Source organism: Candidatus Manganitrophus noduliformans, from assembly GCF_012184425.1.
In the GTDB taxonomy this organism is placed as follows: Bacteria; Nitrospirota; Nitrospiria; order SBBL01; family Manganitrophaceae; genus Manganitrophus; species Manganitrophus noduliformans.
Map to the genome: position 1 here is coordinate 258,780 of NZ_VTOW01000002.1, position 11,588 is coordinate 270,367.

At 58.3% G+C, this 11,588-nt stretch carries 8 protein-coding genes; all 8 read left to right on the forward strand.

Going from position 1 to position 11,588, the window contains the following annotated elements; translation table 11 throughout:
* The first annotated feature begins 23 nt into the window (after window positions 1-23).
* The 8 genes from MNODULE_RS10580 to MNODULE_RS10615 all read left to right on the forward strand — a co-directional run bounded on the left by MNODULE_RS10580 (window position 24) and on the right by MNODULE_RS10615 (window position 11,427).
* Window positions 24-2,810 (forward strand): ATP-binding protein, encoded by a 2,787-nt coding sequence (locus tag MNODULE_RS10580; protein WP_238339439.1) that lies wholly within the window; start codon window positions 24-26, stop codon window positions 2,808-2,810.
* Between the two features lie 66 nt (window positions 2,811-2,876).
* Window positions 2,877-4,076, forward strand: coding sequence for an ATP-binding response regulator (locus MNODULE_RS10585; RefSeq protein WP_168059551.1), 1,200 nt, complete (start codon window positions 2,877-2,879; stop codon window positions 4,074-4,076).
* Between the two features lie 272 nt (window positions 4,077-4,348).
* Window positions 4,349-4,756 (forward strand): YtxH domain-containing protein, encoded by a 408-nt coding sequence (locus tag MNODULE_RS10590; protein WP_168059553.1) that lies wholly within the window; start codon window positions 4,349-4,351, stop codon window positions 4,754-4,756.
* Window positions 4,757-4,875: 119 nt separating this feature from the next.
* On the forward strand, window positions 4,876-5,532 hold the full coding sequence (locus MNODULE_RS10595) for a TetR/AcrR family transcriptional regulator (RefSeq protein WP_202882176.1): 657 nt from the start codon (window positions 4,876-4,878) through the stop codon (window positions 5,530-5,532).
* Between the two features lie 132 nt (window positions 5,533-5,664).
* On the forward strand, window positions 5,665-7,698 hold the full coding sequence (locus MNODULE_RS10600; protein ID WP_168059555.1) for an alpha-1,4-glucan--maltose-1-phosphate maltosyltransferase: 2,034 nt from the start codon (window positions 5,665-5,667) through the stop codon (window positions 7,696-7,698).
* Between the two features lie 17 nt (window positions 7,699-7,715).
* Complete coding sequence (gene treS, locus MNODULE_RS10605; RefSeq protein WP_320412465.1) at window positions 7,716-9,359, forward strand: maltose alpha-D-glucosyltransferase; 1,644 nt, start codon at window positions 7,716-7,718, stop codon at window positions 9,357-9,359.
* A 21-nt stretch (window positions 9,360-9,380) separates the two neighbouring features.
* A complete protein-coding gene (locus tag MNODULE_RS10610) occupies window positions 9,381-10,718 on the forward strand; it encodes a glycosyltransferase family protein (RefSeq protein WP_168059559.1) in 1,338 nt (445 codons plus the stop codon).
* Window positions 10,719-10,725: 7 nt separating this feature from the next.
* A complete protein-coding gene (locus MNODULE_RS10615; RefSeq protein WP_168059561.1) occupies window positions 10,726-11,427 on the forward strand; it encodes a mechanosensitive ion channel family protein in 702 nt (233 codons plus the stop codon).
* Window positions 11,428-11,588 lie beyond the last annotated feature (161 nt).

The following is an 11,588-nucleotide window of genomic DNA, read 5'->3' on the forward strand; positions in this document are numbered from 1 at the left end:
CAACGGTTATACACAAGACTCTGATGTGGTTAACCACGTCCGGTTTAGCCCTTTTACCAGTTTTATTCACCATCTTATCGGCAAGACCATGGATTACCAATCTCACCGATCTTCAGCTTTCTGGTCTAGTCGCCCTTTACTTTCTTCTCTTAGTTTTCTACATCAAAACCATCCAGCCCCGCATCGACCATCTCTTCCAACGCCGGAAGTACGACATGCAAAAGATCTTGCAGGGAATGGTCAAGGAATTAGTTCTTCTTAAAGACCTGGAGGGCCTCATCAATAAAATTGTAGCGACTATTCGCGAAGCACTTTATGTTTCCAACTCATCAATTATTCTTTGGGAGAAAAAAAGGGCACGGTATTCAATGCGTGGTCTGGATTTGGATATCGATCTCTCCTCGCATCACACTTTTATGGATTGGCTAAGAAGAGAAGACCGGGTAGTGGAGTGGAACGAAATCGAGGCCGACCCCCGCTTTACTGAAATCAAAAGTTCCGCACGGCAGTATTTTGAAGCGTTATCCGTCAAGGTTGCGCTTCCGCTCATACATGATAAGAACCTTATCGGCATCATCAACCTCGGAGAGAAAGACAATCTCAAACCGTTCACCCGCTCGGACATTGAATTTCTGTCTAACCTTCGGGTGGAAGCCTCCATCGCCCTTTCCAATTCTCTTTTGTACGATGATGTCCAAAAGATGTCGGAGGCCATTCGGCAATGGGCCCTGGATTTGGAAAAGAAAGTCGAAGAACGGACCCGTGAATTATCCGAGAGCAAAGAAGAATTGGAGCGCTCCTATAAAAAACTCCAGGAGCTCGACCAAGTCAAAACCCAATTCTTCGCCAACATCTCCCATGAGCTTCGCACTCCCCTCACGCTGATCCTGGCCCCGCTGGAATCGATTCTACACCGGGATTCGGTCCAAGGTGAACGAAGAGAAGATTTAAGTGCCATGTACCAGAACGGCCTTCGCCTTCTCAAATTAATCAATAACCTCCTCGATCTGGCGAAGATCGACGCCGGGAAAATGCAGCTTTCTCACTTAAAGACCGACTTTACAAAATTCACCAAAGGGATCATTGCCTCCGTCACCCCCTTGGCGGAGAAGAAGGGGATCTCCCTCTCGTTTACCGGCCCGAATCCGCTCAACGAGTTTTACTTCGATCGAGATAAAATTGAGAAGGTCCTTTTGAACCTGATCTTCAATGCCCTCAAATTCACCAATCCGGGAGGGAAGGTCGATGTCTCCTGTGAACAGAGAGAGGATCAAATTCTTGTCCGGATCTCCGACACCGGAATCGGCATCGCGAAAGAGAATATCGACAAACTTTTTAATCGCTTCTCCCAGATTGACGCCTCGTCCAACCGCCGTTTCGAAGGAACCGGAATCGGGCTCGCCTTGTCGAAAGAATTGATCGAGCTCCATAAAGGAGAGATTTGGGCCGAAAGCGAATTGGGTAAAGGAACCGTGATCAGTTTTACCCTTCCCTATCTGACCGATCCAATCTGTATCCCCGAGCATGGAAAGGAAGGCGAAGCCGATTGGACACGCTCGCTCCACAAGGCGGCGGAATATACGACCGCGGGTATCGTTCAGGAAGGGCAATCGATCCAGACGGCCCCCTCAAACGGCGCGCCGGCAGGGGCCCCCAAGATCCTCGTGGTCGAAGACAATCCCGACATGCTCCACTTTCTGGTGACGCAACTTCAAGACGACTATCAAGTCGTCACCGCCCAGAATGGAGTGGACGGGGTGCAGTGCGCCCAGACCGATCTCCCCAATCTGATCCTCTCCGACGTCATGATGCCGATCAAAGACGGGTATCAGCTCTGCCGGGAGGTCAAAGAAAACGCCTTGACGAAACATATCCCCATCGTCTTGATCTCCGCCAAAGCCGATCTCTCGATGAAGATCGAAGGGTTGGAGTATGGCGCCGACGACTACCTCACGAAACCGTTCAGCTGCGAAGAGCTGCGGGCGCGCATCAAATCGCTCCTCAACCAGCGCGGCCTGGAGACTCAGCTGATTCATTCGGAGAAGATGGCGGCCCTCGGGCTTTTGGTGGCGGGGATGGCGCATGAGATCAACAACCCGATCAGCTTTGCGAAAGTCAGCTTGGAAAATCTTCACAACACCCTCGCAGAGCAGGACCGGCTCCTCAAAGAGGGAGCGGCCCCGGACAGCGCCGAGATGAAGCGGCTCAATGCCAAGATTGACCGGGCCTTTTCGATCATCAAGACGGGACTTGATCGGACCGAGGCGATCGTTTCCGATCTGAAAGCGTTCGTCAGAAAAGACGAGGCCCAATTCAGACCGACCGATCTCCATGAAGGCCTCGACTCCACCCTCAACCTGATGCGGACCGAATTGAAGGATCGAATCACGATTGTCAAAGAGTACGGCGAGATCGATCCGGTCGACGCGGTCCCTGGGCAGCTCAATCAAGTCTTCATGAACCTGCTACAGAACGCCATCCACGCCATTCCGGACGAAGGAGAAATACGGATCAAGACCTGGAAAGAAGACGATCGGGTGAAGATTTCCGTGAAGGACAGCGGCACCGGGATCTCGCCGGAGCATCAAAAGCGGATCTTCGAACCTTTCTTCACCACCAAAGAGGCCGGAAAAGGGACCGGGCTGGGGCTCTCCGTCAGCTACCGAATTCTCCAGAGCCACCGGGGAGACATCACCGTCATCAGCCGGCCGGGACAAGGGACGGAGTTTGTGATAACCTTACCGGTGCGGCAAACGATCAGCACGGCACATCAAAACACATTAGGCGCAAGGGGTAAGGAGACAAGTTAAGCGGCTTTCGCAGCTTAACTCTCTCCCCTCTTTCGCTCCTGTAACTTATATTTAGAAGGGACCTTCATGCAGCAAGGAATCCATCCCAAAGATTACCCCGTTCTTTTCGTCGATGATGAAGAGATGGCCTTGATCAGCCTGGAGGAGCAATACGAGCGGGAGTTCACGATCTATACTGCAAAGAGCGGAAAAGAGGCGATCGAGACATTGCAGGCTCATCCGGAGATCGCCCTCATCATCAGCGATCAGCGGATGCCGGGGATGAGCGGCGTTGAATTTCTCGCCCAAGCGAAAAAGGCCGTTCCGGAAGCGGTCCGGATGCTGCTGACCGCCTATACCGAAATGGAAATGGTCATCGAGGCGATCAACAAGGGAAACATCTATCGCTATATCACCAAGCCTTACGACGTCGCCGACCTTCGCTGCGCGATGATCCAGGGGATCGAGCACTACTACCTTGTCAAGGAGCGGGACCGGCTCTATGCCGAGAAGATCGAAACCCTCAAGCGGGTCGCCCGGACCAACCGGCTGACCGCCATCGGCACCTTGGCGGCCGGCATGGCGCATGAGATCAACAACCCGATGGTCGCGATCTATACTTTTCTTCAGATGCTCCCCCAGAAGCTCAAAGAGCCTCAATTGGACAAAGAATATCTGGAGAAATTCTACAGCCTCTCCATCCGGGAAGCGGAGCGGATCCAGACGCTGATCCGTAAATTGCTCGACTTTTCCAAGAACGGAGATCAGGACGAGCTCATCTTCAAAGAGAGCCAAATCAATCTGATCCTGCAGGAGGTGGTCTCTCTCCTGAAGCATGAAGCGAATAAAAAGGAAACCACCCTCGACCTTCAACTGGCTTCGGACATCCCCCTCGGGAAAATCGATTCGGAAAAGATCCGGCAGGTCTTTTTGAATTTGATTCTAAACGCCATCCATGCGACCCGCTCAGGCAAGATCACGGCGACCTCTTCTTTTCATCAAGACGAGCGGGGACAAGGCTACCTTCAAGTCGCGGTGGCCGATACGGGCGCCGGCATCTCGGAAGAGAATTTGGAGAAATTGTTCAACCCCTTCTTCACCACCAAAGACGCGCAAGGGACCGGCCTGGGGCTGATGATCTGCCATCACATTGTCGACCAACACCGCGGAAATATCGACGTCCAATCGAAACTGGGAAAAGGGACGACGATGACCGTTCAAATCCCGGTCGATCCCACCCGGCATGAGCGCCGGAAAACGGAACGGAGAGAGAAAAGCAGGGATTAGATGCGGACGGATTCGGCTTAAAAGCGACCGATTCTTACACCCCCCTTCTAATCCGTCTCCACCTCCCCCTGTTTATTTATTCGTGTTCGCCGAACCCGCCTCTTTATTACCCCCTTGTTTCCCCCCACCGGAATAAATTATTCTTGACTTGCAAGGCGCATCCGAATAAAATGACCCATAGGTCATTTACGACTATCCATTCATCAATCCCACCTGCGGCGAGGAAGCACCGGCTTTTCTCATCGCCGCTTTAAAATATAAAGGAGGAAACCATGAGCGAAGGACGACACTATTTCTTTGGGGGAATGATGTTTATGTTGGGCCTCACGGTCGGGATCGGCGCCGGCTTTCTTCTGGCGCCGCGCTCGGGACGCGACACCCGCAGACAAATCAAAGGACTCGCCGATGAGACCGGAACCCATCTCGGCCGGATCGCGGATGAAACCAAACAGGTCTTCTCCGGCGTGGTGAAGCACGGAAAAGAGCTGGCAAAAGAGACCGGCGGCCATTTGGACAATATCACGCAGGAAGCGAAACAGACCGCGGACAAGATCACCGCGCACGGAAAGCAGATCGCGAAAGAGACCGGCGGCCACTTGGAGAATATCACGAAAGAAGCGAGGCAGACCGCGGACCAGATCGCCGCGCACGGAAAAGAACTCATGCGGGATTCGGCCTGATCCGGGCCGGCCGGTGAAGAAAGCGATCTTCCCCGGAACCCTCTTTCGGCCTGAAAGGCCGCGTGCGCGCCGGTCGCGCCGCCGCGTCAAAGCGCCCGGATCGGATACCGACAGAGATCATGATCGACCATAGTGTTCTTAAGTCAAAAGAATCCTCCCCGCTTCTACAAACGCGGGTGGAGCGAAGAAAAGAGAAAACCCGTCGGACGCTGATGGAAGTGGCGCTCTCCCTTTTCTATGAAAAGGGAATTTATCTGACGAAAATCGAAGATGTTACGGCCCGGGCCGACATTGGGAAGGGAACTTTCTACCTTTACTTTGATACCAAAGAGTTGCTTCTCCAGGCCGTTCTGGAAGAGGGGCTCCACCGCTTGCTTGTCCAAGCGACGGAAGCGGCCGAAACGGCCAAGCCGGGTCCGGGTCGAATCGGCGCGATCATCCGATCTCAACTCGATTTCTATCAGGATCATCCCGAATACCTTCTGCTGTTCCACCAGGTCTGCGGCCTGCTCCAGCTGCAAACCGGTTCGGTCAAAGAGCTAAGAGAGGTCTACGGCCGCTACCTCAACGAATTGGGCCGGCTCGTGCAGCCGGCGCTGACCGGCAAGGGAAGCCGGACCGGTTTTCCACGCGAGTTCGGAATGGCCCTTTCGGCCGTGACGTCGGGCCTGCTGACCTATCACCTGCTCTTCGGGAAAAACAGGGTCTCCAAGCGCCGGAGGGCCGACGTCGAGATCCAAATCAAAAGGAGCCTCTCCGCGCTGATCAAAGAGTAACCAGCCCGTCGCGACACGAAAGGAGCCGTCGATATCTCAGAACAGCGGACAACCTACCGATTGAGAATCCCAGGATGGAAGGGAAACGACTTCGCCCCTCTTCCATCCCAGCCACCCAGGGAGCGATGAACCATGAAAAAGACCCCAAAGACGACGAAGACGGTGAAAACAGCCAAAGAGAATTTTCCGGAGGATGCGCGGAAGCGCGTCGTGGTCGAGCGGGTCCGGCCGGAGATCGACGCCGGGCGATACCCGATCAAGCGGACCGTCGGCGAGAAGGTGGTTGTCACCGCACATGTCTTCACCGACGGCCACGATCGGATCACCGCGCACCTTCTGCATAAAGCGAAAAAGGAAGACACCTGGATGGAAACGGCGATGGAGCCGCTCGGCAACGATGTCTGGGAGAGCGCCTTCACACCGGCCGTCCAACAGCCGTATGAGTACACGGTCGAGGCCTGGATCGACCGGTTCGGCTCCTGGCGGGCCGATCTGGTCAAGCGGGTCGATGCCGGGCAGGATGTCGCCGGCGAGCTATTGGAAGGAGCGGCGCTGGTGTCGGAGGCCGGCCGTCGGGCAAGCGGCGCGGATCAAAAAGCGCTGCATGCGGCGGCCGATGCGTTGTCGAGCGAACGGCCACAGAAGGAACGCATTGCGATCGCGCTCGATGAGAAACTCGCCGACCGGGTCTCCCGCTACCCCGACCGGAGCCGGGCGACCCGGTACGATCGCATCCTGGCGGTCACCGTCGACCGGATCCGTGCCCGCTACGGCGCCTGGTATGAGATGTTCCCCCGGTCGGCCGGCCCCGATCCGAACCGGAGCGCCACCTTTTTGGAGGCCGAATCGCGCCTGCCGGAGATCGCGGCGATGGGATTCGACATCCTCTACCTTCCCCCGATCCACCCGATCGGGAAAAGCTTCCGGAAGGGACCGAACAACGCGCTCACCGCCGGACCGAATGATCCGGGAAGTCCCTGGGCGATCGGCTCGGAGGCGGGGGGCCACAAAGCGGTCGATCCGAATCTCGGAACGCTCGACGACTTCAGACACTTTGTCGAAGCGGCCGATCGACACGGGTTGGAGGTCGCCCTCGACATCGCCTTTCAGTGCTCTCCCGATCACCCCTACGTGAAAGAGCATCCCGAGTGGTTCCGCCACCGGCCGGACGGGACGATCAAATACGCCGAGAACCCGCCGAAGAAATATCAGGATATCTACCCGCTCAACTTCGAGTCGGACGATTGGAAAGGGCTCTGGACGGAGCTTAAAAGCGTCGTCGAATTCTGGATTGAGCAGGGGGTGAAGATCTTCCGGGTCGATAACCCCCACACCAAACCGTTCCGCTTCTGGGAGTGGCTGATCGGTGAGATTCAGAAGAAACACCCCGAGACGATCTTCCTCGCCGAGGCCTTCACCCGGCCGAAAGTCATGTACGGGCTGGCGAAAGGGGGCTTCACCCAGTCGTACACCTATTTCACCTGGCGGAACACCAAGCAGGAGTTGACCGAATATTTGACCGAGCTGACGCAAACAGAAGCGCGCGATTTTTTCCGTCCCAACTTCTTCGCGAACACCCCCGACATCTTGCACGAGTACCTCCAGACCGGGGGACGTCCTGCGTTCCAGGTCCGGCTGGCGCTCGCCGCGACCCTGGCCGCGAGCTACGGGATCTACAGCGGGTTCGAGTTATGCGAAAACCGGGCAGTTCACGGAACGGAAGAGTACCTCGATTCGGAGAAATATCAAATCCGCGCCTGGGATTGGGACCGCCCCGGGAATATCAAAGATCTTGTCGCGCGCGTCAACCGGATCCGGCGGGAAAGCCCGGCGCTTCACGCGAACGACCGGCTCCGTTTTTATACGACCGACAACGACCAGTTGATCTGTTATGCCAAGACGACCGAAGATCTCTCCAACATTATTCTCGTCGCGGTGAACCTCGACCCGCACCATCTTCAGCACGGATGGGTCCAGGTGCCGATCGATGAGCTCGGGATCGCGCCGGGCGAGCCGTACCAGCTCCACGATCTGATCGGCGGCGACCGCTATCTCTGGCACGACGCGTGGAATTACATCCGCCTCGACCCGATGGTCTCTCCCGCCCACATCTTCCGGGTGCGGCGGAAGATCCACTCCGAGCGCGATTTCGATCCTTTCACTTAAAGAAAGGGAAAACGAGCGTGATCCGGACGGAAGACGACCCGCTCTGGTATAAAGACGCGGTCTTCTATGAGCTCCACGTCAAGGCCTACTCCGACAGCAACGCCGACGGGATCGGCGACTTTCCGGGGCTGTTGACGAAGCTTGACTACCTGCACGAGCTGGGGGTCGACTGTCTCTGGCTGCTGCCGATGTACCCCTCCCCTTTCCGGGACGACGGCTACGATATCGCCGACTACTACAGCATCCATCAAAACTACGGCACGATGGAAGACTTTCGCCGCTTCTTGGAAGCGGCCCATGCCAGAGGGATGCGGGTGATCATCGAACTGGTCGTCAATCACACCTCCGACCAGCATCCCTGGTTCCAGGAGGCCCGGCGCTCCCGGGAGAGCCCGCTTCGCGACTGGTACGTTTGGAGCGACACCGATGACCGCTACAAAGAGGCGCGGATCATCTTTCTCGACACCGAGAAATCGAACTGGGCCTGGGACCCGGTCTCGAAAGCGTACTACTGGCACCGCTTCTTCAGCCATCAGCCCGATCTGAACTTCGACAACCCCGCCGTCCGGGAGGAGATCTGGAAGGTGATGGACTACTGGCTCCGGATGGGGGCCGACGGCTTCCGGGTCGATGCGGTTCCCTACCTGATCGAGCGCGAAGGGACCTCCTGTGAAAATCTCGTCGAAACCCACGACGTTCTCCGCTTCCTCCGCCGGCGGCTCGATGAAAACCACGCCAACAAGGTCCTCCTGGCGGAGGCGAACCAGTGGCCGGCCGACGTCCGCCCCTACTTCGGCGAAGGGAACGAGTTCCACATGGCGTTTCACTTCCCGATCATGCCGCGGATCTTCATGGCGGTCCAGCTGGAAGACCGGAAACCGATCGTCGAGATCATGGAACGGACCCCCCCGATCCCGGAGAGCTGCCAATGGGCGATTTTCTTGCGCAATCATGATGAACTGACCCTGGAGATGGTCACCGACGAAGAGCGCGACTATATGTACGACGAGTACGCCAAAGATCCGAAAGGGCGGATCAACCTCGGCATCCGAAGACGCCTTGCCTCTCTGATGGGAAACGTCCGCCGGCGGGTCGAGCTTCTCAACTCCCTTCTCTTCTCCCTGCCGGGAACGCCGGTGATCTACTACGGCGACGAGATCGGGATGGGAGAGAATATTTATCTGGGTGACCGCAACGGTGTCCGGACGCCGATGCAGTGGGGGGGCGGCTGGAACGCCGGCTTCTCCACCGCCGACCCGGAGCAGCTCTACCTGCCGATCATCTCGAATCCGGTCTACGGCTACGCCGCGGTCAACGTCGAGTCGCAGCGGCGTTCCGAGGACTCTCTTCTCTCGTGGATGAAGGAGATCATCCGGCTTCGCCGATCGAGCCGGGTTTTCGGCAGAGGGTCGCTCGAGTTCCTCAATCCGGAGAACCACCGGGTGCTCGCCTACATCCGCCGATGGGAGGACGAAACCGTTCTGGTCGTAACCAACCTCTCCCGATCGGCGCAGGCGGTGGAGCTCGATCTTCGCCCTTTCCGCGGCGCAATCCCGATCGAGATGTTCGGACGGAACGCTTTTCCCCGCATCGGGGAGCGCCCTTATCCGTTGACCCTGGCGCCGTATCATTTCTTCTGGTTCCAGCTGCGGCGCTTATAACCTATCAGCGAAAGAGATCCGATGGCCACCCCATTGCCGATTCAAGATCAAGCGCCGACCGTCCCCCCGCCGGCGCCGGAACGGACCGGGGCCGACGAGAGCCTCCTTCCGGACGATCTGCTTCACCGGCTGATCGCCGTCGGCGAGGTCGATCTTCTGGTCGGCATCCCGACGCTCAATCATGCCGGGACGGTCGGACAGGTGGTCCGGGCCGTCCAGATCGGGTTCGTGAAGTACTTCCCGAGAGAGCGAACCGCCCTGATCAACCTCGACGGCGGCTCGACCGACGGCACGCCGGAGCAGGTGCGGGCCGCCTCGATCGACGATTTTCGCCCGCTTCTCTCCGCGCAGCCGCTTCGGACGCTGCACCGGATCACCACCCCCTATCCCGGCTCTCCCGGAAGGGACGGGGCGCTGCGGACCCTCCTCGCCGCCGCCGACTTGGTCAGGGCCAAAGCCTGCGCCGTCGTCAGCGGCGATCTGGAGAACATCACCCCCGAGTGGATCGACGCGCTGCTCCGTCCGGTCTACAAGGAGTCGTTCGATCTGATCGCCCCCCTCTACCAGCGCCACAAATTCGACGGCCTCCTGATCAGCAATCTGATCTATCCGATGGTCCGGGCGATCTACGGGCATCGGATCCGGGAGCCGCTCGGACCCGAATTCGGCCTCTCCGGGCGCTTCGCCCGCGCGCTCCTCTCGAAAGAGCGCGACGCCCGGACCCTCTCCGCGCACGGCATCGATCTTACGATCACCGCCGCCGCGGCGACCGGGGGCTACCGGATCGGCCAGTCGTTCCTGGGACCGAAGGTTCACGCCTCGCGCCGGGACGAGCCGTCGCTGCCGGAGGCGCTCCGGAAGACGGTCGGCGCCCTCTTCGAGCAGGTGGAGCGCGACGCGGCGTTCTGGCCCGGGCGGCAGGGCTCCGCGCCGCTGCCGCTCTTCGGATTCGAATACGCGATGCGGCTGGAGCCGATCCGAATCAACAAGCGCCGGATGCTCGAGACCTTCCGGACCGGCGTGCGGGAGCTGTCGTCTCTCTTTGAAACGATCCTCTCTCAGAACACACGGCAGGCGATCCTGCAGCGGGCTGGGATGGACGACAAAGCGTTTCGCTATCCGGACGACCTCTGGGTGAAAACGGTCTATGAGTTCGCCGCCGCGTTCCACCGGGGGGTCCTTCACCGGCCTCATTTGATTCAGGCGCTTACCCCGCTTTATCTCGGAAGGGCCTGCTCCTTCGTCCTGGAGAACGCCGACGCCGGCTCGGAGGAGGTGGGGAAGCGGATTGAAGCGCTCTGCCTGGAATACGAGCGGCAGAAACCGGGCCTGATCGAACGATGGAACATCAAACAGTGAGGAGACTATGTCGGAAGCGGTGATGAAAGGGCTGGCGGAAACCATGGAGACCTTCACCCGAATGGTCGCAGCATTCGTGCCGAAGCTCCTGGTGATGATCATCATCATCCTCGTCGGGTGGGTGATTACCATTTTTCTGAGGGCGCTGGCGCGCCGGATATTGCTCCTGGTCCGGTTCGATCATCTGAGCGAGGGGGCCGGGTTCACCTCGCTCCTGCGGAGGGCGAATCTTCCCCCGCCGAGCGAGGTCGTCTCCCGTCTTATTTTCTGGCTGGTCTGGATCGGCTTCATTCTGTTGGGGGTCAGCGCGCTCGGATTCCCGGTCCTGGAGGCGCAGATCGCCCGCTTCTTCGCCTACCTGCCGCAGCTTTTCATCGGCCTGCTTCTCTTCGTCATCGGGCTCGTCGTCGCCAATTTCGCGTCTCGCGCCGTCCTCCTCTCCCTGGTGAACGCCAACGTCCCGTCGGCGCGGCTTCTGAGCGTGCTGACCCGTCTTTTCGTCATTCTCCTCGCCGCGGCGATGGCGCTCGAGCAGATGGCGGTGGCGACGGGGGTCGTGGTGACCGCTTTTTCGATCGCCTTCGGCGCCGTGATGCTCGCCCTGGCGATCGCCTTCGGCCTGGGAGGACGGGATCTGGCGCGGCGCATCCTTGAAGAGCAGTTCACCGGCGAGCCGGTCGAGAAGGAAGATGAGATCTCGCCGCTTTGATCCGCCGGGATGGCGAGGGAAATCGTAGCGGTTCAACATGTTGAACCGCTACAGGAGGAAATCGACCTGCCTCCGGAAGGAGACAACCGGTCCGGAGGAGCCCTGAATTGACTCGCCGAAACGGGTGTGGCATGATCAAGTTTTTGATTCGTTCGGGGAGG